At 71.8% G+C, this 21,887-nt stretch carries 18 protein-coding genes and 1 pseudogene; 16 read left to right on the forward strand and 3 right to left on the reverse strand.

Annotation, left to right across the window (positions count from 1 at the left end):
• The first annotated feature begins 110 nt into the window (after positions 1 to 110).
• The 4 genes from ABD355_RS01215 (at position 111) to ABD355_RS01230 (ending at position 6,657) form a co-directional block, all read left to right on the forward strand.
• Positions 111 to 554: an SRPBCC family protein gene (locus ABD355_RS01215; protein WP_344398041.1), complete on the forward strand. Its 444-nt coding sequence runs from the start codon at positions 111 to 113 to the stop codon at positions 552 to 554.
• Between the two features lie 191 nt (positions 555 to 745).
• Positions 746 to 3,085 carry an MFS transporter gene (locus ABD355_RS01220; protein WP_344398138.1) on the forward strand — a complete coding sequence of 780 codons (2,340 nt, stop codon included), beginning with the start codon at positions 746 to 748 and terminating at the stop codon, positions 3,083 to 3,085.
• 153 nt (positions 3,086 to 3,238) lie between these two features.
• Positions 3,239 to 5,752, forward strand: coding sequence for a SpoIIE family protein phosphatase (locus ABD355_RS01225; RefSeq protein WP_344398042.1), 2,514 nt, complete (start codon positions 3,239 to 3,241; stop codon positions 5,750 to 5,752).
• Positions 5,753 to 5,931: 179 nt separating this feature from the next.
• Positions 5,932 to 6,657 (forward strand): class I SAM-dependent methyltransferase, encoded by a 726-nt coding sequence (locus ABD355_RS01230; RefSeq protein ID WP_344398043.1) that lies wholly within the window; start codon positions 5,932 to 5,934, stop codon positions 6,655 to 6,657.
• A gap of 386 nt (positions 6,658 to 7,043) precedes the next feature.
• Here ABD355_RS01230 and ABD355_RS01235 read toward each other — a convergent pair whose 3' ends face one another.
• Entirely contained in the window at positions 7,044 to 7,637 is a 594-nt protein-coding gene (locus tag ABD355_RS01235; RefSeq protein ID WP_344398044.1) for a TetR family transcriptional regulator, read from the reverse strand.
• Between the two features lie 98 nt (positions 7,638 to 7,735).
• On the opposite strand from ABD355_RS01235, the gene ABD355_RS01240 reads away from it, so the two are divergent.
• The 10 genes and pseudogenes from ABD355_RS01240 to ABD355_RS01285 all read left to right on the forward strand — a co-directional run bounded on the left by ABD355_RS01240 (position 7,736) and on the right by ABD355_RS01285 (position 19,157).
• Positions 7,736 to 8,452, forward strand: a complete 717-nt coding sequence (locus ABD355_RS01240; protein ID WP_344398045.1) for an NADPH-dependent F420 reductase — start codon at positions 7,736 to 7,738, stop codon at positions 8,450 to 8,452.
• Between the two features lie 11 nt (positions 8,453 to 8,463).
• Positions 8,464 to 9,218 (forward strand): annotated as a pseudogene (locus ABD355_RS01245) (dienelactone hydrolase family protein).
• A 48-nt stretch (positions 9,219 to 9,266) separates the two neighbouring features.
• Positions 9,267 to 10,100, forward strand: coding sequence for a M55 family metallopeptidase (locus tag ABD355_RS01250; RefSeq protein ID WP_344398046.1), 834 nt, complete (start codon positions 9,267 to 9,269; stop codon positions 10,098 to 10,100).
• The gene (locus ABD355_RS01255; RefSeq protein ID WP_344398047.1) at positions 10,093 to 11,397 is read left to right on the forward strand and encodes a M20/M25/M40 family metallo-hydrolase; all 1,305 of its coding nucleotides are present in this window, start codon (positions 10,093 to 10,095) and stop codon (positions 11,395 to 11,397) included. The genes ABD355_RS01250 and ABD355_RS01255 overlap by 8 nt, the downstream gene beginning before the upstream one ends.
• 17 nt (positions 11,398 to 11,414) lie before the next feature.
• Entirely contained in the window at positions 11,415 to 13,367 is a 1,953-nt protein-coding gene (locus tag ABD355_RS01260) for a prolyl oligopeptidase family serine peptidase (RefSeq protein WP_344398048.1), read from the forward strand.
• Positions 13,364 to 14,287 (forward strand): S66 peptidase family protein, encoded by a 924-nt coding sequence (locus tag ABD355_RS01265; RefSeq protein WP_344398049.1) that lies wholly within the window; start codon positions 13,364 to 13,366, stop codon positions 14,285 to 14,287. Before ABD355_RS01260 ends, ABD355_RS01265 begins: the two co-directional genes overlap by 4 nt.
• Positions 14,288 to 14,430: 143 nt before the next feature.
• Positions 14,431 to 16,194, forward strand: coding sequence for a CocE/NonD family hydrolase (locus ABD355_RS01270; RefSeq protein ID WP_344398050.1), 1,764 nt, complete (start codon positions 14,431 to 14,433; stop codon positions 16,192 to 16,194).
• Positions 16,195 to 16,251: 57 nt separating this feature from the next.
• Entirely contained in the window at positions 16,252 to 16,497 is a 246-nt protein-coding gene (locus ABD355_RS01275; RefSeq protein WP_344398052.1) for a LapA family protein, read from the forward strand.
• Positions 16,498 to 16,516: 19 nt separating this feature from the next.
• Entirely contained in the window at positions 16,517 to 17,086 is a 570-nt protein-coding gene (locus ABD355_RS01280; protein ID WP_344398053.1) for a GNAT family N-acetyltransferase, read from the forward strand.
• 142 nt (positions 17,087 to 17,228) lie between these two features.
• Entirely contained in the window at positions 17,229 to 19,157 is a 1,929-nt protein-coding gene (locus ABD355_RS01285; protein ID WP_344398054.1) for a DUF5107 domain-containing protein, read from the forward strand.
• A 4-nt stretch (positions 19,158 to 19,161) separates the two neighbouring features.
• Here the strand turns inward: ABD355_RS01285 and ABD355_RS01290 are convergent, their stop codons facing one another.
• Together ABD355_RS01290 and ABD355_RS01295 are read right to left on the reverse strand one after the other, a co-directional pair.
• Positions 19,162 to 19,509, reverse strand: a complete 348-nt coding sequence (locus ABD355_RS01290; RefSeq protein ID WP_030936891.1) for a VOC family protein — start codon at positions 19,507 to 19,509, stop codon at positions 19,162 to 19,164.
• 91 nt (positions 19,510 to 19,600) lie between these two features.
• Entirely contained in the window at positions 19,601 to 20,149 is a 549-nt protein-coding gene (locus ABD355_RS01295) for a hemerythrin domain-containing protein (RefSeq protein ID WP_344398055.1), read from the reverse strand.
• A 147-nt stretch (positions 20,150 to 20,296) separates the two neighbouring features.
• Here ABD355_RS01295 and ABD355_RS01300 point away from each other — a divergent pair, with 147 nt between their 5' ends.
• Entirely contained in the window at positions 20,297 to 20,839 is a 543-nt protein-coding gene (locus ABD355_RS01300) for a phage holin family protein (RefSeq protein WP_344398056.1), read from the forward strand.
• 3 nt (positions 20,840 to 20,842) lie between these two features.
• Complete coding sequence (locus ABD355_RS01305; protein WP_344398057.1) at positions 20,843 to 21,883, forward strand: SDR family oxidoreductase; 1,041 nt, start codon at positions 20,843 to 20,845, stop codon at positions 21,881 to 21,883.
• Positions 21,884 to 21,887: the final 4 nt, after the last annotated feature.

A 21,887-nucleotide genomic window follows, 5' to 3' on the forward strand; every position in this document is an offset into this window, starting at 1 on the left:
TCGCTCCACAAGCCCCGGGGGGCGTCCTCGGGCACCCCGATTTGGGCGGCCGTGGGCGGGGGTGGTTGGCTTGCCCCAACCCCGAGAGAAGCAAGTCCTGGAGGAAACCGATGGCGCAGGTCGAGGCCACAACCGAGCGGGTCGTCGCGGCAGACGCGGAGAAGGTGTTCGACGCCCTCGCCGACTACAGCGGCACGCGCGCGAGGCTGCTGCCCGAGCACTTCAGCGAGTACGAGGTGCGCGAGGGCGGCGACGGCGAGGGCACCCTGGTCCACTGGAAGCTCCAGGCCACCAGCAAGCGCGTGCGCGACTGCCTCCTGGAGGTCAGCGAGCCCACCGACGGCGAGCTCGTCGAGAAGGACCGCAACTCCTCCATGGTCACCACCTGGCGGGTCACCCCGGCAGGCGAGGGCAAGTCCCGTGTCGTCGTGACCACCGTGTGGAACGGTGCCGGCGGCATCGGCGGCTTCTTCGAGAAGACCTTCGCACCCAAGGGCCTCGGCCGGATCTACGACGCCGTGCTCGCCAAGCTCGCCACCGAGGTCGAGAAGTAAGTACCGTCCCCTCGGGGGCGGTTGACGCCCCTCACCGGATCGAGTGGATCTCCCTGCGCCGCACCGGTCCGCCGTAACTCGTCGCGCTTGCCCGTAGTTGCCGCCTTGAGCGGGATTGTGTGGCGGCGCGGCGAGGGGAGCGGTACGTGAGCGGGACGACGGCGCAGGGCGAGCTGCGGGGCGAACCGGCCGTGGCGCTCCCGCGGACCCCCGCCGCACCGGCCGGGCCGGTCGAACTGAGCCCGCGCCGGGTGCGGTTGGTCTTCCTCGGACTGATGCTGGCGCTGTTGCTCGCCGCCCTGGAGCAGATGATCGTCGCCACCGCGCTCCCGAAGATCGTCGGCGAGCTGCACGGCCTGGACAGGATGTCCTGGGCGATCACCGCCTACCTCCTCACGGCCACCGTGGGCCTTCCGGTCTACGGCAAGCTCGGCGACCTGCTCGGCCGCAAGGGCGTCTTCCAGTTCGCCATCGTCGTCTTCGTGATCGGCGCCGCGCTCGCGGGCCGGGCGCAGAGCATGGACCAGCTGATCGCCTTCCGCGCGGTCCAGGGCGTCGGCGCGGGCGGGCTCATGATCGGCGTGCAGGCGATCATCGCGGACATCGTGCCGCCCCGCCGGCGCGGACGGTTCATGGGACTGATCGGCGCCGCGTTCGGCCTCGCGTCCGTGGCCGGCCCCCTGCTGGGCGGGTACTTCACGGACCACCTCTCCTGGCGCTGGTGCTTCTACTTCAACGTTCCCTTCGGCCTGGTCACCCTCGCCGTCGTCACCGTCGTACTGAAACTCCCCAAGCAGCAGGCCAAGGCGCGGCTCGACGTGCTCGGTGCGCTGCTGCTCGCCGCCGCGTCCACCTGCCTTGTGCTGCTGACCAGTTGGGGCGGCACCGAGTACGCCTGGGAGTCGCGGACGATCCTCGGGCTCGGCGCGGGAGCGGCGGCCGCCACCGCCCTCTTCCTCGTCGCCGAGCGCTTCGCCGTCGAACCCCTCATCCCACTGCGGCTGTTCAGGGACTCCGTCTTCAACGTCACCGGTCTGGTGGGCCTGGTGATCGGCGTCGCGCTGTTCGGCGCCGCCAGCTATCTGCCGACCTTCCTGCAGATGGTCGACGGGGCCTCCGCCACCGAGTCGGGCCTGCTGATGCTGCCCATGATGGGCGGCATCGTCGGCGCCTCGATCGTCTCCGGGCAGCTCATCAGCCACACCGGGCGCTACAAGATCTATCCCGTCCTCGGCAGCGCCGTCTCCGTCGTCGGCATGTGGCTGCTCTCCCGCCTCCAGGTCGACACGCCCCGACTGCACTACAGCCTCTGGATGGCCGTCCTCGGTGCCGGCATCGGCATGGTGATGCCGGTCCTGATCCTCGCCGTGCAGAACTCCGTGCGCCCCGCCGACCTCGGCACCGCCACCAGCGCCAACAACTACTTCCGGCAGATCGGCGGCAGTGTCGGCGCCGCGATCTTCGGCACCCTCTTCGCGGCCCGGCTCACCGACGCCCTCGAGAAACGGCTGCCCACGCGCGCGGGCGCGCAGCTTCCCGATCCGCAGTCCATCACCCCGCAGCTCGTCCACGCCCTGCCCGCGCCGCTGCGCGACGACTACATCCGCGCGTACGCCGACGCCATGCCCCGGATCTTCCTCTACCTGGTGCCGGTGCTCGCCCTCGGCCTGCTCATCGCGTTCTTCCTCAAGGAGAAACCCCTGGTGTCCTACAACGCCGCCGAAACCGAGCCCGCGGCCACCGCGATCCCGCACGCCCGTTCGCCGCACGCCGCCGGAGTCCCCGTCTGCGGCACGGTGCAGCACCCCGACGGGACCGTCGTCCGCCGCGCCGCACTCACGCTCATCGACGCCACCGGACAGCAGATCGGGCGGGGCGCCAGCGGCGAGGACGGACGGTACGCGCTGTCCACGCCCGGCACGGGGTCGTACGTCCTCATCGCCGCCGCGGGCGGCCACCAGCCGCAGGCCGTCTCCGTCACCGTCGGCGAGCGCCCGGTGGACCTGGATGTCGTCCTCGGCGGCGCCGGACGCCTCGCCGGCGGTGTGCTCACCGCCGACGGCACCCCCGTGCGCGACGCCACCGTGACGCTCACCGACGTACGCGGCGAGGTCGTCGCCACCACCCGCAGCGGACGCGAGGGCGGCTACGTCATCACCGAACTGGTGGCCGGCGAGTACACCCTCGCCGCGAGCGCCCCCGGATACCGCCCGGCCGCGCTCCCCGTCACCGTCCAGGCCGCCCGGGAGACCCGCCAGGACGTCGAACTCGCGGGCGGCGCCGTACTGCGCGGCACCGTGCGCACCAGCGGCGGGCGGCCGGTCGACGACGCGCGCGTGACACTGCTCGACGCGGCGGGCAATGTGGTGGACACGCTCACCACCGGCCTCGACGGAACGTTCCGGTTCGTCGACCTGTCCTCCGGCGAGTACACCGTCATCGCGGCCGGTTACCCGCCGGTCGCCACCGTGCTCCGGGTCGCGGGAGGCGGACGGACCGAGCGGGATCTGCAGCTGGGCCACGAAGACTGACGTGGTGTCATACGCTCCGGCGCGCGCCCCCGCGCGCGAGGACCGTTCCGTCGCACCAATTCCCGCATTGCCGCACATCACCACCGGGCGGAGCCTTACGGTGGAGTAGGCGGCACAGATCTTGCGGAGCCGTGGGGAGAGAGGGCCTGGGCCATGGACAATGGCACCGACCGTGGCACCGAGAGGGACACGCCTCCCAGCCGCGGAGCTGGGACCGGCGCGGCGACGGAGCCCGCCGCGGCCGGCCGCGTCCCGCTGGCCGTGGTCGTGGTGGACCGTGACGGCCTCGTCTCCCACTGGAGCAGGGGCGCGGGCCGGCTCTTCGGAGTCCCCAAGGACGACGCGATAGGCCGCTCCGCGGTGGACCTGCTGCCCGTCTCCGGCGCACTGCCCGAGGACGAGGACATCAGTCCGTACGGGCCGTACGGTGCATATGACGGGCTGGGCCCCGACCTCGAGACGTCCCTCGACGGCAGGCTCTCGTACCCGGCAGCGGGCCGCGCCCGGCTCACCGTTCCCGAACACGAGGGCGACCACGCGCGCGTGGACGTGCTGTGGTGGGCGTACCCCCTGGTGGGCCCGGGGCACGAGCGGCTGCTGGTGCTCGCGGCCGACACCGCCGGACTCCGCCAGGACGAGCCGGACGGCAGCGAAGGGGACCTGGCGTTCGAGCGGATCGCGCCCGGCTTCGCCCTGCACACGGACTTCCCCGGCGCCGAGGAGCTGGCCCGCAGGTTGCCCGAGATCCTGCCCAGCATGAGCGTCGACGAAAGCGCCCGCATCGTCGCCCAGGTCCTCGAACTGGGCTACCCCGTCCTGGAGTTCAGCCAGAACGACCGGGTGCCCGTCACCCCCGACTGGGGCGTCCCGCGGCGCATCGAGCGCAAGGCCCGGCGCGAGCGGGCCGCGCGGGCGGCGGCCGAGGGCCTGCCGGTGCCGCACGAACTCGCCGACGACGCCGAGGACCTCGAGTACGCAGCCGTACGCGAACACCTGGAGTTCCTCAACGAGGTCAGCGGGAAGATCGGCACCTCGCTCGACCTGGCCACGACCATCGTCGAGGTCAGCAAAGCCGTCGTCCCGCGCTTCACGGACGTCGCCGGCACCTATCTGCGCGAACAGGTCGTCGCCGGTGAGGGTTTCCCGGACGGTGTGCCGGACACGACCACGATGTGGCACCGGGTCGCCCTGGAGCACACCGACGAACCCGGCCGCTGGGACGACGTCGTCCCGGTCGGCGAGGCCATGCCCTTCCCGGCGCACACGCCGTTCTTCCAGTGCATGACCAGCGGCGAGCCCGTCCTGGTGCCGCGCATCAGCGAGGAGATGGGCCACGCCATCGCCTCGCAGTTCGAGAAGCGGGACATCCGGCCGCTCATCACCAACCGCTCCATGCTGATCGTGCCCCTCAAGGCGCGCAACGTGGTCCTCGGCTTCATGATCCTGCTGCGCCACCCCGAGCGCGTCGAGTTCAACGACATGGACCGGGTCACCGGCGCCGAACTCGCCGCCCGCGCGGGCCTCGTGCTCGACAACGCGCGCATGTACACGTACCAGGAGTCCGTCGCCGAGACCCTCCAGGACAGCATGCTGCCGCACATCCCGCCGCGTATGGCGGGCTGCGACATCGCCACCCGCTATCTGCCGGGCACGCTGCTCGGCCGGGTCGGCGGCGACTGGTTCGACTCCGTGAAGCTGCCCGGCGCCCGCACCGCGCTGGTCGTCGGGGACGTCATGGGCCACGGCCTGAACTCGGCTGCCATGATGGGCCAGTTGCGTACGGCCGTGCAGACCATGGCCGCCCTCGATCTGCCGCCCGCCCAGCTCCTGCGCAACCTCGACGACCTCGCCCAGCGCCTCGGCGACACCTACCTCGCGACCTGTCTGTACGCCGTCTACGACCCGATCGCGAGCGAACTGCACATCGCCAACGCAGGCCACATCCCGCCCGTGCTGGTCCGTGCGGAGGACGGCCGCAGCGAGCTGCTCGACCTGCCGACCGGCGCGCCCATCGGCGTCGGCGGAGTGCCCTTCGAAGCGGTACGCGTGCGTGTGGAGCCCGGCGACCGCATCGTGATGTGCACCGACGGACTGGTCGAGGTGCGCGGCGAGGACATCGGCGTGGGTCTCGCGACCCTCAGTGAGTCCGCCGCCCACCCGGCCGCCTCCATGGACGACGCCTGCGACTCCATCATCCGCGCCCTCGCTGTGACCTTCTCAAAAGCGGGCCGCGGCGGACGCAAGGACGACGTGGCCCTGCTGATGGCCCGTCTGAACGGCATCGAGCCGGACGACGTCGCCGAGTGGCGGCTCGCCCTCGACCCGATCGAGGTCGGCCGCGCGCGTGCCGTCGTCCGCGAACAGCTCCACGACTGGGGGCTCGCCAAACTCGTCCCCAACGCCGAGCTGTTGGTCAGCGAACTCGTCACCAACGCCGTACGGCACTCCCACAGCCGCCCCGTCGAACTGCGGCTCGTCCGCGGGGACACCCTGCTGTGCGAGGTGGACGACGACGACCACGACCTGCCGACCCTGCGCAGCGCCGGTCCCGAGGAGGAGTTCGGACGCGGACTGCGCGTGGTCAGCGCCCTCGCCCGCGAGTGGGGCACCAGCCGTACGAAGGCGGGCAAGACCGTCTGGTTCGAACTGACCCTGCCCCGCCGCTGACCGCACCACAGGGGCGTACTGACTGCACATCAGGAGTATGGGGGCGCCCTGGGGCGTACGCCCCTCGAATGCGGAGTGAAGGAATGCGCCGTGCGCTTGTAGCCGTGACCGGGGCGCGATAGACCGTACTGGCCCGTCACTTGAATCGGGCCAGTACGTCGCACCCTGGGGAGTTGGGCATGAGCGTGACGAGTCGGTACCGGGAGGCCTGGGAGGGCTTCTGGCGTGCAGCCCCGGAGGAACAGGGGGCCGTGTTCTGGGACGCGGAGCCCACCCTGACCGTCGGCATACACCTGGGCCTGTTCGAACCGCACCTCGCCGATCCCGGCCTGGCGATGGTGGACCTCGGCTGCGGCAACGGCACCCAGACCCGTTTCCTCGCCGACCGCTTCAAGCGTGTGGTCGGCGCGGATCTGTCCGCCGCCGCCGTCGACCAGGCCCGGCACGCCGACCCCGCCGGACAGGCGACATACCGTGTGCTGGACGCCGTCGAGAAGAGCGAGACGGAGACGCTGCACGCCGAGATCGGTGACGCCAACGTCTATATGCGCGGCGTCCTGCACCAGGCCGAACCGGACGACCGGCAGCCCATGGTGGACGGGATCGCCGCGCTGGTCGGGGAGCGCGGCCGGGTCTTCCTCGTCGAACTCTCCGAGGCCGCCAAGCCCGTCCTGCTGGGCCTGGCGCAGAGCCCCACCGGACCACCGGCCAAGCTCGCACCGATCTTCCAGCACGGAATCGCCCCCGGTGAAGTCGCCGACGACGCCGTGCCCGAGTATCTGCGCGCGGCCGGCCTCACGGTCCTGGCGAGCGGTGAACTCCCGCTGACCACCACGGAGTTCGCCCCCGACGGCAACCGGATCGTGCTGCCGTCCAAGTGGCTGGTGGCGGGGCGCACGGGCTGAGGGCCGACGCCATGAGGTGAGGGTGGGGCGCAGGGGAACTCCCGCGGACAGCGGCTCGTTTCGCCGAGCCCCACCCCCACGTCGCGGAGGCCCGGCGGCGGCCGGCGCGGACACGGCGAGCGCCACCCCTGCCGCGGTCGGAGCCGCGTGGCCGACGGAGTCCCGCTCTCCGACGGCCGGCCCCCCGAGGGCATCACGATCGGGGCCAAGCCGCATGCGTACATGGGCTCGCGCGCAACGGCGCCATCTGCCGCACGGATCTGCGCACGGGCAGGACGGGGTGCGTTGCCGCCTGAACCTGATCAGCGTGTTCGAGCTCGACGTCGAGGCGACCACGGCCACCCTGCGCCGCACGCCTCATCGCCCGCGGACGCCACAGACGACGTTCAACGCGGTCGCTGTATCGCCCTGAAGGCCTCGTCGAGCAGGGCGACCAGGTCCAGGCGGCCGTCGGAGGCGAGCCAGTGGTCCAGGGCCACGTTCAGGCAGTCCAGGGCGGCCGCCGCCCGCACCGACTGGGCGAGGGTCGGCTCCTCGGAACCGGCGCGCTCGGCGAGCGCCTGTGCGAGGGCCGGGCGCCAGCTGTGCTGCTTCTCCAGCTGCCGTGCACACAGGGCCGGGGTCTCACGCACGAGCCGCAGCGTCTCCAGGGAGCCGGCCGGGTCCATGTGATACCGCTCGATCACCGTGTCCAGGGCGTGCCGCAGGGCCGTCCACTGGTCCTCGTCGGCCGGGCGGGCACGCAGGGCGTCGGCGACCCGGCGGTCCTGCCCCTCGAAGGCGCCGAGGACCGCGTCCTCCTTGGTGCCGAAGTAGCGCAGAAAAGTGCTGCGGGACACCCCGGCGGCCGCCGCGAGATCGTCGAGAGTGACCTTGTCGAAGCCCTCCCGACGGAACAACTCGAAGGCCACCTGGGCCAGTTCGGCCCTCACGGCGGCCCGGGCGATGTCCCTGGTGTTCGTACGTGCTGCTCCGGTCACCTCGCGATCCTAACCCTCTGCCGATTCCCGCTTGCAGTCTCGGAACTCGGTGGCTAGCCTGACACTCAGTTTCAGATACGGCTCGGAGGTGCACAACGGTGGGCAGGACCCTCGCGATCATCGGCAGCGGAATGATCGGCGCAGCAGTGGCCCGCCTTGCGGTCGCCGCGGAACTGGACGTCGTACTGAGCAACTCCCGCGGCCCGCAGACCCTCGCCGATCTCGTCGGCGAGCTGGGGCCACGCGCCCGTGCCGGCACCCCCGCCGAGGCCGCCAGGGCCGGTGACCTGGTCGTGGCCGCCATTCCCCTGAAGGCCTACGACCGTCTCCCCGCCGCCGCGCTGGCGGGCCGAACGGTGATCGACACGATGAACTACTACCCCGACCGCGACGGCCGCCTCGCCGAACTGGACGCGGGTGCTCTGACCTCCAGCGCCCTGGTGCAGCGGCACCTGGCCGAGTCCCGGGTGGTGAAAGCCTTCAACAACATCGACTTCCGGCGCCTGTTCACCAGCGCCCGCCCCGCCGGTGCCCCCGACCGCAGCGCCCTGCCCGTCGCGGGCGACGACCCGACCGCCAAGACGGAGGCTGCCGCACTGCTCGACGCCCTCGGCTACGACGCGGTGGACATCGGCACACTCGCCGACAGTTGGCGCACCCAGCCCGGCACACCCGTCTACGTACAGCCGTACATGGGGGAGCGGCCGGAGGGACTGAGCCAGGAGGAGGGGCAGCGCTGGTTCTTCGAGACGCCTGGCGTCCCCGTCCCCGCCGCCCGCGTGAAGGAACTCACCGCCGCCGCCCGCCAGAAGTGAGCGACGCCCCCGTGACCGCCGTCCAGGCAACCTCCGCCGACATCCCGACCCCCGACGGAACCGCCGACGCCTACCTCGCCCATCCCGACGACAACGCCCCGCACCCCCGGTGCTGCTCTACATGGACGCCTTCGGTCTGCGACCGCACCTGCGGTCGATGGCCGACCGCCTCGCCGCGGCCGGTTACACGGTCCTCGTCCCCGACGTCTTCCATCGCCGTGGCCGCGCACCCGTGGTCGGACTGCCCGACTTCATCAACCACGCCGAGCGTCCGGAGATCATCCAGGCGCTGGGCCCGGCCGCGCGGACCCTCACCCCGGAGGGCGCCATGCGGGACGCCGCCTGCTACCTGGACTGGCCGGCCGCGTCCGTCTTCACCACCACCGGCCCCGTCGGGATCACCGGCTACTGCATGGGGGCGGCCCTCGCTCTGCGCACCGCCGGCACCTACCCGGAGCGGGTCGCCGCAGCGGCCGGTTTCCACGGCGCGTACCTCGCCACCGACGCCCCGGACAGCCCCCATCTGCTCGCCGACCGCATCACCGCCGAGCTCTACTTCGGCCACGCCGACCAGGACGCCAGCAATCCCGCCGAACAGATCGACCGCCTCGGCAAGGCGCTCACCGCGGCGGAGGTCCGTCATCGCGGCGAGGTGTACACAGGGGCGCAGCACGGTTTCACGCAGGCGGACACGGCGATGTACAGCGCCAAGGCCACGGAGCGGCACTGGACTGCGCTGCTGGACCTGTTCCGCCGTACGCTCTGACCTCTGCTTCCTGGCCGGTTTCCCGCGCGGCGCGTAACGTGGCGCTCCATGAAGATCCTGATCAGCGCCGACATGGAGGGTGCCACGGGGGTGACCTGGCCGGCCGACGTGCTGCCGGGGACACCGCAGTGGGAGCGCTGCCGCTCGATGTTCACCTCGGACGTCAATGCCGCCGTGCTGGGGTTCTTCGACGGCGGGGCGGACGAGGTCCTCGTCAACGAGGCCCACTGGACCATGCGCAACCTGCTGCTGGAGCACCTGGACGAGCGCACCGAGATGCTCACCGGGCGGCACAAGTCCCTCTCCATGGTCGAGGGGGTGCAGCACGGGGACGTGGACGGCATCGCCTTCGTCGGCTATCACGCCGGTGCGGGGATGGAGGGCGTCCTCGCCCACACCTACCTCGCCAACTCCATCACCGGGGTGTGGCTGAACGACGTACGTGCCAGTGAGGGCCTGCTCAACGCGCATGTCGTCGCCGAGTACGGGGTGCCCGTCATCCTGGTCACGGGCGACGACGTGGCCTGCGAGGACGCCCTCGGGTATGCGCCCGAGGCACTGAAGGTCGCGGTCAAGGACCATGTGTCGCGGTACGCGGCCGTGTGCCGTACGCCGGTCAGGACCGCGTCCGACATCCGGGCCGCCGCCAAGGAGGCGGCTCAGCTGGCGGTCCGTCACCAGCCCGTCCAGGCAGGGCCGTTCACCGTCGCGCTCGAATTCGACGCCGAGCATCTCGCCATGGCCGCCACGATCGTGCCGGGCGTCGGCCGGATCGGGGAGCGGAAAGTGGCGTACACCAGCGAGACGATGTACGAGGGGATCCGTATCTTCAAGGCGGTCACCACGATCGTCTCGGCCGCCGTGGAGGAGCAGTATGGCTGACCAGCAGGCTCTGGACGAGGTCGTGAAGTTCACCTCCGACCTCATCCGTATCGACACCACCAACCGCGGTGGCGGCGACTGCCAGGAGCGGCCCGCCGCCGAGTACGCCGCCGAGCAGCTGGCCGGCGCGGGCCTCGAACCCACGATGCTGGAGCGCACCAAGGGGCGTACGAATGTCGTCGCGCGCCTTGAGGGGACCGACCCGGCCGCCGACGCGCTGCTCCTCCACGGTCATCTGGACGTCGTACCCGCCCGCGCCGACGACTGGAGCGTGCACCCCTTCTCCGGGGAGATCCGCGACGGGGTGGTGTGGGGCCGCGGCGCCGTCGACATGAAGAACATGGACGCCATGATCCTGGCCGTGCTGCGGAGCTGGGCGCGGCAGGGCGTGCGGCCCCGGCGTGACATCGTCGTCGCCTTCACCGCCGACGAGGAGGACAGTGCGCAGGACGGTTCGGGGTTCCTCGCCGATCGGCACCCGGGGCTGTTCGAGGGGTGCACCGAGGGCGTCAGCGAGTCGGGGGCGTTCACCTTCCACGACGGCAGCGGACGGCAGATCTACCCGATCGCGGCCGGTGAGCGCGGCACGGCCTGGCTGAAGCTCACCGCGCGCGGACGGGCCGGACACGGCTCCAAGGTGAACAAGGAGAACGCGGTCACCCGGCTCGCCGCCGCGATCACCCGCATCGGCGAGCACGAGTGGCCGCTGCGGCCGACTCCCACCGTGTGGGCCGCGCTGTCCGAACTGGCGGCGCTCTACGGCCTCGACGTCGACCTGGACGACATCGACCGTCTGCTCGAAAAGCTCGGCCCGGCGGCGAAGCTCGTCGAGTCGACCGTCCGCAACAGCGCCAACCCGACCATGCTGGAGGCCGGTTACAAGCTCAACGTGATCCCCGGGGAGGCGCTCGCGTATGTCGACGGGCGGTATCTGTACGGCGGTGAGGACGAGTTCCGCACGACCCTTGACCAGCTCACCGGACCCGACGTGGAGTGGGAGTTCCACCACCGTGAGGTGGCCCTCCAGGCGCCGGTGGACTCGCCGACGTACGCGAAGATGCGTGCCGCCGTCGAGGAGTTCGCGCCCGAGGGGCATGTGGTGCCCTACTGCATGTCGGGCGGCACGGACGCCAAGCAGTTCTCGCGGCTCGGCATCACCGGGTACGGCTTCACGCCGCTGAGGCTCCCGGAGGGCTACGACTACCAGGCCATGTTCCACGGGGTCGACGAGCGGGTCCCGGTCGAGGCGCTGCACTTCGGTGTCCGCGTCCTCGACCGCTTTCTGCGGACGGCCTAGGCGAGTTGGGGGAGAACGTGCAGAGACTGCCGTACGGTTCCTGGCCCTCGCCCATCGACGCGGCGCTCGCCGCCGCGCACGACGGGCGTCCCGAGTACGTGGGCTTCGTGGGCGACGAGGCGTGGTGGACCGAGCCGCGCCCGACCGAGGGCGGCCGCCGCACCCTGGTGCGGCGGCGCGCCGATGGCGAGGAGGAGCCGCTGCTGCCCGCACCGTGGGACGTCCGCAGCCGCGTCATCGAGTACGGCGGACAGCCCTGGGCGGGGACGGTCGTGGACGGACGGCCGCTCGTGGTGTTCGTGAACTTCGCCGACCAGCGGCTCTACCGGTACGAGCCCGGAAGCGACCCGCGGCCCCTCACACCCGTGTCGCCGGTGGGCGGCGGACTGCGCTGGGTGGAGCCGCAGTTGCAGGTCGAGCGCGGTGAAGTGTGGTGCGTGCTGGAGGAGTTCACCGGCGACGGACCCACCGATGTGCGGCGTGTCCTGGCCGCGGTGCCGCTGGACGGCTCGGCCGCCCAGGACCGGGATGCCGTACGCGAACTCACCGACGGCCGGCACCGGTTCGTCACCGGTCCCCGCATCTCGCCCGACGAACGCAGCGCGGTCTGGCTCGCCTGGGACCATCCGCGGATGCCGTGGGACGGCACGGAACTGGTCCTGGCCCAGGTCGCCGAGGACGGCACCCTGCGGGAGACACGCACGCTCGCCGGCGGCCCGGACGAGTCGATCGCCCAGGCGGACTGGGCCCCCGACGGCTCCCTCCTCTACGCGAGCGACCGCACCGGCTGGTGGAACCTCTACCGCGACGGTGTCCCCCTCTGCCCGCGCGAGGAGGAGTTCGGCGGGCCGCTGTGGAAGCTCGGACAGCGCTGGTTCGCCCCGCTGGACAGCGGACTGATCGCCGTGGTGCACGGCCGCGGCGCCACCGCGCTCGGCGTCCTCGACCCGGAGACCGGCGAGGTCGTCGACGCGGCCGGCCCCTGGACCGAGTTCGCATCCACGCTCGCGGTGCACGGCGAGCGCGTCGTCACCGTCGGAGCCAGCCCGCGCAGCGCGTACGAGGTGGTGGAGCTCGACACCCGGGCCGGCCGGGCCCGAGTGATCGGCGCCGAGCACGAGGACGCGGTCGACCCCGCCTACTACCCCGAACCGCAGATCCGCACGTTCACCGGCCCCGCCGGACGCGACGTCCACGCGCACATCTACCCGCCGCACAACCCGCACTGCGTCTCGCCCGGCGACGAACTGCCGCCGTACGTCGTCTGGGTGCACGGCGGCCCCACCAGCCGGGCGCCGCTCGTGCTCGACCTGGAGATCGCCTACTTCACCTCCCGGGGCATCGGTGTCGCCGAGGTCAACTACGGCGGCTCGACCGGGTACGGGCGCGAGTACCGGGGCCGGCTGCGTGAGCAGTGGGGTGTGGTCGACGTCGAGGACTGCGCGGCCGTCGCGCTCGCCCTCGCCGACGAGGGGACCGCCGACCGCGAGCGGCTCGCGATCCGCGGTGGCAGCGCGGGTGGCTGGACCTCGGCCGCCTCCCTCGCCGCCACCGACGTCTACGCCTGCGGCACGATCCTCTATCCCATCCTCGACCTGGCCGGCTGGGGCTCGGGGGAGACCCACGACTTCGAGTCGCAGTACCTGGAAACCCTGGTCGGACCGCTCGCCGAGGTGCCCGGCCGGTACGCGGAACGCTCGCCGGCCGAGCACGCCGACCGCATCACCGCGCCCTTCCTGCTGCTGCAGGGCCTGGACGACGTGATCTGCCCGCCCGCCCAGTGCGAGCGGTTCCTGGAGCGGATGGAGGGCAGACGGGTGCCGCACGCTTACATCGCCTTCGAGGGGGAGGGGCACGGGTTCCGGCGGGCGGAGACCATGATCCGTGTCCTGGAGTCCGAACTCTCCCTCTACGCCCAGGTCTTCGGGCTGAATCCGCGCGGTGTCCCCACATTGGAGCTGACCAAGTGAGAGAACTCCTGCGTCCGTCCCGGCTCGCCCCCGGCGCCCGCGTGGCCGTCGTCGCGCCCAGCGGTCCGGTGCCGGAGGAGCGGGTGCAGGCCGGTCTCGACGTATTGCGGGGATGGGACCTCGACCCGGTGGTGGCACCCCATGTGCTGGACCGGCACGGCGAGTTCGACTACCTGGCGGGCACGGACGCCGACCGGGCCGCCGATCTGCAGGCCGCCTGGTGCGACCCGTCGGTGGACGCGGTGCTGTGTGCGCGGGGCGGGTACGGGGCGCAGCGGATGGTCGACCTGCTCGACTGGGACGCGATGCGGGCCGCCGGTCCCAAGGTGTTCGTGGGCTTCAGCGACATCACGGTGCTGCACCAGGCGTTCGCCAACCGGCTGGGCCTGGTCACCCTGCATGGACCGGCGGCCGCCGGGATCGACTTCATCAAGCACGCCCGGGCGCAGGAACACCTGAAGGACACCCTGTTCGCTCCGGAGCGGGTCCGCACCCTCGTCTCCGCAGGCACCGCTCTGGTCGCGGGGCGGGCCCGGGGCGTCACGCTGGGCGGATGTCTGAGCATGCTCGCCTCCGACCTCGCAACGCCGCACGCCCACGAGGGTGCCCGCGGTGGGCTGCTGCTGATCGAGGACGTGGGCGAACGGGCGTACCGCATCGACCGGATGCTGACCCAGCTGCTGCGCAGTGGATGGCTCGACGGCGTCACCGGGATCGCGCTCGGGTCGTGGGTGAGGTGCGGTCCCTACGAGGAAGTGCGCGCCGTCCTCGTGGACCGGCTCGGCGGCCTCGGCGTGCCCGTCGTCGAGGAGTTCGGATTCGGGCACTGCGAGGGTGCGTCGACCATCCCCTTCGGCGTGAGGGCCGAACTCGACGCCGACGCGGGCACCTTGACGCTCGACGAGCCCGCCCTTCTCTGAACCGAACGGGCGATCGTCTTCACTGAATATCCGTCAACAACACTCGTCTGGGCGATTGACCTCGTATGACACGTGTCACACCATGACAAGCGGTGGTTACTTACTGGTCGGTAAGCAGGGCTGTCCTGAGTGTGGAGGTCTCAGTGTCCCGACGCGTGTTCAGATCCCGGGCTCCGCTCGCTCTCGCCCTGGGCGCGGCGCTCGCCGCGCCCCAGGCACTCACCGCTCCCGTGTCCGCAGCGGGCCAATACAGCGTCACAGCACTGAAGTTCACCGTCCAGGCCGGCGGCCGCCGCTGCGCGATCGACGCCGACCTCTACCGCCCGGCGGGCGTCGACAGCTCCCACCGGGCCCCGGCCGTGCTCGCCACGAACGGCTTCGGTGGCAGCAAGTCCGACGGCACCACCGACGCCGTCGGCAAGGCCCTCGCCGCGCGCGGCTATGTGTCCCTGATCTACTCCGGGCTCGGCTTCGGCCGCTCCGGCTGTCTGATCTCGCTCGACGACCCCGGCATCGACGGCACCGCCGCCTCCCGGCTGATCGACTTCCTCGGCGGCAAGCGCGCCGCCGACGACGGCACCAGGGCCGACTTCGTCACCCTCGACGGGACGGGCGACCCGCGGGTCGGCATGATCGGCGGCTCGTACGGCGGGGCCATCCAGCTGGCGACGGCCGCCGTCGACCACCGGGTGGACGCGCTGATCCCCCTGATCACCTGGAACGACCTCGCCTACGCGCTGGACCCGAACAACGCCGGCGGCACCGTCCCCGGCGCCTTCAAATGGCAGTGGACCAACGGCTTCTACCTCCTCGGCGAGGGCCAGACGCTGACCCAGCCGAACCTCGACCCGTCCCGGATCAACTCCCTCACCTGTCTGCACTTCGTCACCCGGGCCTGCGCCACCATCCGCACCCTGAACTCCGGCAGCTACCGCCCGGGCCCGACCGCCGCGATGCTCGCCTACGCCCACAGCGTCTCGCCGGCGTCGTACCTGCACCGGGTCCAGGCGCCCACCCTGCTGATCCAGGGGCAGGCCGACAGCCTCTTCAACCTCAACGAAGCGACGGCGACGTACAAGACGCTCAAGTCCCAGGGCACGCCCGCCGCGATGATCTGGCAGTCCTGGGGGCACAGCGGCGGCATGGTGAACGGTGAACTCAACCTCGTCCAGGGCAACTTGGACACCAGCTATGTCGGCAGGCGGATCATGTCCTGGTTCGACCACTACCTCCGGAGGCAGCACACCGACACCGGACCTGCCTTCGCCTACTACCGCGACTGGATCACCGACCCCGGCCACGCGTACGCCACCGCCGACCACCTGCCCGCCCTCAACCGGAAGCTCTATCTCTCCGGGGACGGCAAACTCGTCGACAACAGCAAGAAGGTGGCCCTCGGCAGCCGTACGTACGCCAACCGGCTGACCCCCACGAGCCATTCGGAGACCTCACTGGCCGCGCTCGGCGGGCTGCCGGACCCGGCGCCGTTCGACACCGAGGGCACCTACCTCGCCTGGACCAGCGAACCGCTCGCCCGTACCACCGATGTGGTCGGCGCGCCGCGGGCCACGCTCAGGGTCGACTCCCCGCAGGCCGCGAAGGCCCAGGACTCCGACAACGCCGCCGACCGGCTCGTCCTGTTCGCCAAGCTGTACGACGTCGCGCCCGACGGCACCAGGACGCTGGTGCACCGGCTGATCGCGCCGGTCCGGGTACCGGACGTGACCAAGAGCTTCACCGTGAGCCTGCCGGGCATCGTGCACCGGTACCAGAAGGGGCACCGGCTGCAGTTCGTGATCGCGGCGAGCGACGACGCCTACTTCGGCAACCGCGGGATCAAGGTGGTGACCGTGGCGAGCGCGCCCGGGAACACCGGCATGCTGGAGCTGCCCGTGCTCGGCGGGTGAGGCGCCCGCGGTCCTCCTCACCGCGCGTAAGGGGGTCCTCGGGCGCATCCTGGGGGTATGAGCCCGAAGACCTCCGAGCCGGGTGCCAGGCACAGCGGCGAACGGGGCCCGGCGGTGACGCCCGGCCGGGTGACCGTCCTGCTGCTCGCCGTCTTCGCCCTGATCTTCATCTTCCAGAACACCCGCGACATCAGGATCCGCCTCCTGATCCCCGAGGTCACGATGCCCCTGTCGACGGCCCTGCTCGTCGCGGCGGCCGTCGGGTCGTTCTTCGGGGCGTATTTCATGAGGCGGAAGCCCTAGACCGCCGTAGGGTGGCGAGATGCCGCACACCGCATCCCGTTATCTCGCCGAAGGCCCCCGCGTGGGTATACGTCACTTCACCTACGAGGACGGTGCCGAGTTCACCGCCCGGGCCCGCGAGAGCAAGGACCTGCACCACCCCTGGCTGTTCCCGCCGGACACCGCGAACGCCTACACCGCGTACGCGGGCCGGCTGATCGAGGACCCGACCAAGGCCGGGTTCCTCGTCTGCGAGAAGGACGGTGCGCAGGGCGCCGGAGCCATCGCCGGGTACATCAACATCAACAACATCGTCGAGGGCGGCTTCCAGTGCGGGGCGCTCGGCTACGGCGCCTTCGCGCACGCCGCCGGGCGCGGGCTGATGCGAGAGGGGCTTGACCTGGTGGTGGGGTACGCGTTCGGGCCGATGCGGCTGCACCGGCTGGAGATCAACGCGCAGCCGCAGAACGCCGCGTCGATCGCGCTGGCGCGTGCGTGTGGCTTTCGGCTCGAGGGGTTCTCGCCGAAGATGATCTTTATCGACGGGGACTGGCGGGATCACGAGCGGTGGGCGATCACTGCCGAGATGCGGGGCGCACCGCTTGGGTAGTGCCGTGAGGGGTTGTCGGTTGGCTGCTGCGCCATCGTGGCTTGTCGTGCAGTTCCCCGCGCCCCTATCGGGGCGCTGCACTTCCCCTTTGCGCAATCCTGACCTGCAGGTCCCCTGGCCGGTTCACCGGTGAGCGGCTTCCATGGTGATCGTGACGAGCATCCGACGTGAGGTACTGACGTTGCCCGCCGCGGAGTTGGGGCCGGACAATCCGCTGCCCCCGTTGCGGCTGCTGCACGAGGTCCACCGCATCGAAGACCGGGACCGGGACGAGTTGCCGCGGGAGATGGCCCGGCAGGTCGGCTACGGGCCCTTGCGCAGTCTGCTGCCGGTGCCGGTCCGGGACGGGTACGGGCGGGCGCGTGAACCCCGCGAGTTCGACGCCCTCGTGATCGAGAACGGACGGCTGCGCGCCACCGTGCTGCCCGGGCTCGGCGGGCGTGTCGCCTCCCTGCTGCACAAGCCGACCGGCCGTGAACTCCTGTACCGCAACCCGGTGTTCCAGCCCGCCAACTTCGCCCTCAACGGCGCCTGGTTCTCCGGCGGCATCGAATGGAACATCGGCGCCACCGGCCACACCACCCTCTCCTGTTCCCCGCTGCACGCCGCCCGCGTCCCCGCCCCCGACGGCGGTGACATGCTCCGGCTGTGGGAGTGGGAGCGGCTGCGCGACCTGCCCTTCCAGGTCGACCTGTGGCTGCCGGAGGACTCCGACTTCCTGTACGTCGGCGTGCGCGTCCGAAACCCGCACGAGCGGCCCGTGCCGGCCTACTGGTGGTCCAACATCGCCGTACCGGAGGAGCACCGGGTGCTGGTGCCCGCGGAGGAGGCCTGGCAGTTCGGCTACGAGCGGCGGCTGCGGAAGGTGCCCGCACCGTCGTGCGCCGAGATACAGCAACTTCCGTATGCAGCCGACTACTTCTGCGATCTTCCCGAGGCGCGCCGTCGCTGGATCGCCGCCCTCGACGAGGACGGGCACGGTCTGGTGCAGACCTCGACCGACCTGCTGCGCGGGCGCAAGCTGTTCGTCTGGGGGAAGGGACCCGGCGGGCGCCGCTGGCAGCGATGGCTCACCGAACCCGGCACGGGCGGCTACTCGGAGATCCAGGCCGGGCTCGCCCGCACCCAGCTGGAGCACGTACGGCTGGAACCGGAGAGCGAGGTGTCGTGGCTGGAGGCCTACGGCCCGCTGAGTTCCCCGGCGGCCGCCGGCGAAGTGGAGGCGCGTCTCGAAGCCGCCCTCCCGCGCGCCGACGTCGACGCCGCCCACGCCGCCTGGAAGCCGCACGCCGACACCGAACCCGGCGAGATCCTGACCGTGGGCTCCGGCTGGGGCGCGCTCGAAGTGCTGCGCGCCGACTGGAAGCTGTCCGGCACGCCCTTCGACGAGGGCACGCTCGGCGAGGCCCAGGAGCCCTGGCTGCAACTGCTGCGGACCGGTGCCCTCCCCGAGCCGCGCCGGGTGCGGCCCCCCGGCGAGACGCTGGTCGCCCCGCACTGGCGGGACATGCTGGAGACCGCGCCCGCGACCCCGCTCACCGAGTACCACCTCGGCGTCGCCCAGTGGCACGCCGGTGACCGGGCGCAGGCGGTGCGCAGCTGGGAGCGGGCCCTTGAACTCGCCCCGTCGCTCTGGCCGTTGCTGCGCTGCCTGGCCGTCGCCGACCAGGAGAGCGGCAACCACGAACGGGCCGCGGACCGGTACGCGGACGCCTTCGACGACCTGTGTCACGAGCGGCGCGACGGCGGGGAGCGGTGGACGGCCGCCACGGCAGCGCTCGGCCGCGAGGCGATCGAGGCCCTGCTCGCCGTACGCCGCACCGCGCAGGCCCGAGGTGTCTGGGAGCGGCTGCACCCCGCCACCCGCGAGCGCGGCCGGTTCCGGCTGATCGAGGCGGGGCTGCTGCTCGCGGAGGGGAGGCGGGAGGAGGCCCTGGACATCTTCCGGGCGGGCTTCGAGGCCGCCGACCTGCGGGAGGGAGCGGAGGCGATCGGCCGCCTGTGGTCCAGGCTGACCGACGAACCGCTCCCGGCCCACTACGACTTCCGTATGCGACCGCCGGAGGCGTAGCCGTCTACACGTTGCGGTCCACGTACTCGTACACCATGCCGTCCGGGTGCATCGCGATCAGGTTGCGGCCCCCTGGAGTGGGCACCGGGCCCGCGACGATGTGTGCGCCGAGTTCGGTGAGCACTCGGTGGGTCTCCTCGACGTCCTTGACGGCGATCGTCGCGGAGATCTTGCGCAGCACCTCCAGTTCGGCCTCGGGCCCGCTCATCAGCAGGAAGCAGCCGACCGCGGCCACCTGGACGCCGCCGCGTTCGAAGCGCTGGGCTCTGCCGCCCGCCAGCCGTTCGTAGAAGGGGACCGCGGTCTCCAGGTCGTCGACGCAGATACGCAGCGTGGCTCCCAGAATGTCCATGCCCAGAGCCTAGTTGGGGCGGCCGGGCGAGGAGATCACTTCCGATCGTTTCGGGAGATCGTCCTCGGCCCGGCCGCCCCGGCGGCGTGGATCAGCCCATCGCCTTGCGTACGACGTCACGCGTGCGGTCGATGACGGCCGCGACCGGGCCCACCGCCACGTTCTTCAGGGCGGTGTCGGTGCCCGGGTGCGGACGCGTGGGCGCCAGCGCCTCGGCCGCCTGCACGGCGCGGGCCAGGGTCTTGAGCCTGTCCCGGTCGGCGACCCGGCTGAAGTGGGCGAACTCGTACCGCTCCTCGTTGTCGGCGTGGGCGAGCACGTCCTGGCGCAGGGCCGCGAACTGGTCCAGGAACTCGGGCGAGTCCGGATCCATGTCGTCCAGCCGGGACAGGGCCGCCTTGGCCTTCTCCTCCTCCTCGATCCGGTCCTTGACGACCAGCTCGCCGCCGTCGATGTGCTTGCGGGCAAAGGGATGGACGACCTCTTCCTCGGCCGTCTCGTGCACCGCGAGGAGCCGGACGAGGTCGTGGAAGTGCCGCGCCCGGTCCGCGCCCTTGGTGTTCGCCACCTCGTCGAACAGTTCTCGGATCCGGGTGTGCTGCCCCTTGAGCAGCTCCACCACATCGGTGCGCTCGGTCATCCTGCAACTCCTGTAGAGGGGTCGGTGAGGGTTTTGGTCGTGCGGTCGTGCGAGCGGGCCGGGTACCCGGCGGCCCTGGGCTGACGCACCGCTTTCCGGCCGTGACGGACCGCGTTATCCGTACGCCCGTACGGGTACTCGGCGGCCATGGAAGGCTTGGATCATCTGGAGCACCTGGACAGGCACCTGGTCGACGAGCTGGCGCAGGTGGCGCGCGAGACCGTGCGCGACGAGCTGCGTGAACAGACTCGCAAGCAGCGGCGTAGGGCGATGCTGTACGCCGTGTCCGGAGCCGTCGCCCTGTACGCGGGCGCGGCCCTCGCGCTCACCATCGGGCTGGCCCTCGCGATCGGTCTGCCCGACTGGGCGGCCGCACTGATCACCGCGGTGATCCTCGGCGTCGTCGCCTACGTCCTGCGGGGCGCGGCCCGCCCCTCCGCGTCCCGGGCCACGCCGGAGCGGGAGGCGGAGCTGGCCGCCGCGAGCCAGGGCGACCCCGTCGTGGGCGGCCGGGCGCCCGCCGCGCCGCCGAGTGGACTCGGGGCGCCGTACCCGCCGATGCCGCCGGTCGCACCGGGCGGTCTGGGCGGGGCCGCGGGCGCACCCGTCGCGGGCGAACCGCAGGGTTCGGGCACGCCGGCGCCGCGCCAGGACGACATCGACCCCGAGCAGCCGCACCACCGGGGGTGACTCATGGTCCGCAAGCGGTGGGGCGTGCCCGTGCCGGGGGGCCGTAAAGCCGTCGTCGTGACCGGGGCCAGCGGCGGCGTGGGCCGGGCGACGGCCCTGGCCTTCGCCGCCCGGGGCGACCGGGTCGCCCTGCTGGCCCGCGGACGTGAGGGCCTCGCCGCGGCCGCCGACGAGGTGCAGCGCGCCGGGGGCGAGGCGCTCGTGGTCACCGTCGACATGGCCGACGCCAAGGCGGTCGACGACGCCGCCCAGCAGGTCGTCGACACGTTCGGGCACATCGACGTGTGGGTCAACAACGCCTTCGCCGGGGTGTTCGCGCCGTTCACCGAGATCACCCCGGACGAGTTCCGCCGGGTGACCGAAGTGACGTATCTGGGTTATGTGTTCGGCACCCGGGCCGCGCTGCACCACATGCTGCCGCGCGACCGCGGCACGATCGTGCAGGTCGGCTCCGCCCTCGCCTACCGCGGGATTCCGCTGCAGTCGGCGTACTGCGGGGCCAAGCACGCGATCCAGGGGTTCAACGAGTCGTTGCGCTGCGAGCTGCTGCACAGCGGTACCGGCGTCCGTACGACGATGGTGCAGATGCCGGCCCTCAACACCCCGCAGTTCGACTGGGTGTTGAGCCGCATGCCGGGGCGGGCCCGGCCGGTGGCGCCGGTGTTCCAGCCGGAGGTCGCGGCCCGCGCGATCGTGCACGCGGCCTCGCACGGGCGGCGGCGCGAGTACTGGGTCGGAAGCTCGACGGTGGCCACCCTGATCGCCAACGCGGTGGTTCCCGGAGTGCTCGACCGCTATCTCGCCCGCACCGGCTTCGACGCCCAGCAGGACGAGGGCGCGCACGGCGAACTCGGCAACCTGTGGGCCCCGGCGGACGGAGCCCACGGACGGGACTTCGGGGCGCACGGGCGGTTCGACGAGGAGTCCCGCCCGGACAGTGCGCAGGAGTGGATCTCCCGGAACCGCGGCCGGGTGGGGACGGCGCTCACCGTCGGCGCCGGCGCGTTGGCCGCACGCAAACTGACCCGGCTCGCCCGCCGTTAGGGCA

The sequence above is a fragment of the Streptomyces longisporus genome (genome assembly GCF_039532765.1).
GTDB classification, from domain to species: Bacteria; Actinomycetota; Actinomycetes; order Streptomycetales; family Streptomycetaceae; genus Streptomyces; species Streptomyces longisporus.

Excerpts from the sequence above, each read along its gene's own strand:
- ABD355_RS01215 (WP_344398041.1), top strand. The coding sequence starts at position 111 with ATGGCGCAGGTCGAGGCCACAACCGAGCGGGTCGTCGCGGCAGACGCG.
- ABD355_RS01225 (WP_344398042.1), top strand. The coding sequence starts at position 3,239 with ATGGACAATGGCACCGACCGTGGCACCGAGAGGGACACGCCTCCCAGC.
- ABD355_RS01230 (WP_344398043.1), top strand. The coding sequence starts at position 5,932 with ATGAGCGTGACGAGTCGGTACCGGGAGGCCTGGGAGGGCTTCTGGCGT.
- ABD355_RS01250 (WP_344398046.1), top strand. The coding sequence starts at position 9,267 with ATGAAGATCCTGATCAGCGCCGACATGGAGGGTGCCACGGGGGTGACC.
- ABD355_RS01255 (WP_344398047.1), top strand. The coding sequence starts at position 10,093 with ATGGCTGACCAGCAGGCTCTGGACGAGGTCGTGAAGTTCACCTCCGAC.
- ABD355_RS01275 (WP_344398052.1), top strand. The coding sequence starts at position 16,252 with ATGAGCCCGAAGACCTCCGAGCCGGGTGCCAGGCACAGCGGCGAACGG.
- ABD355_RS01280 (WP_344398053.1), top strand. The coding sequence starts at position 16,517 with ATGCCGCACACCGCATCCCGTTATCTCGCCGAAGGCCCCCGCGTGGGT.
- ABD355_RS01285 (WP_344398054.1), top strand. The coding sequence starts at position 17,229 with ATGGTGATCGTGACGAGCATCCGACGTGAGGTACTGACGTTGCCCGCC.
- ABD355_RS01290 (WP_030936891.1), bottom strand. The coding sequence starts at position 19,509 with ATGGACATTCTGGGAGCCACGCTGCGTATCTGCGTCGACGACCTGGAG.
- ABD355_RS01295 (WP_344398055.1), bottom strand. The coding sequence starts at position 20,149 with ATGACCGAGCGCACCGATGTGGTGGAGCTGCTCAAGGGGCAGCACACC.
- ABD355_RS01300 (WP_344398056.1), top strand. The coding sequence starts at position 20,297 with ATGGAAGGCTTGGATCATCTGGAGCACCTGGACAGGCACCTGGTCGAC.
- ABD355_RS01305 (WP_344398057.1), top strand. The coding sequence starts at position 20,843 with ATGGTCCGCAAGCGGTGGGGCGTGCCCGTGCCGGGGGGCCGTAAAGCC.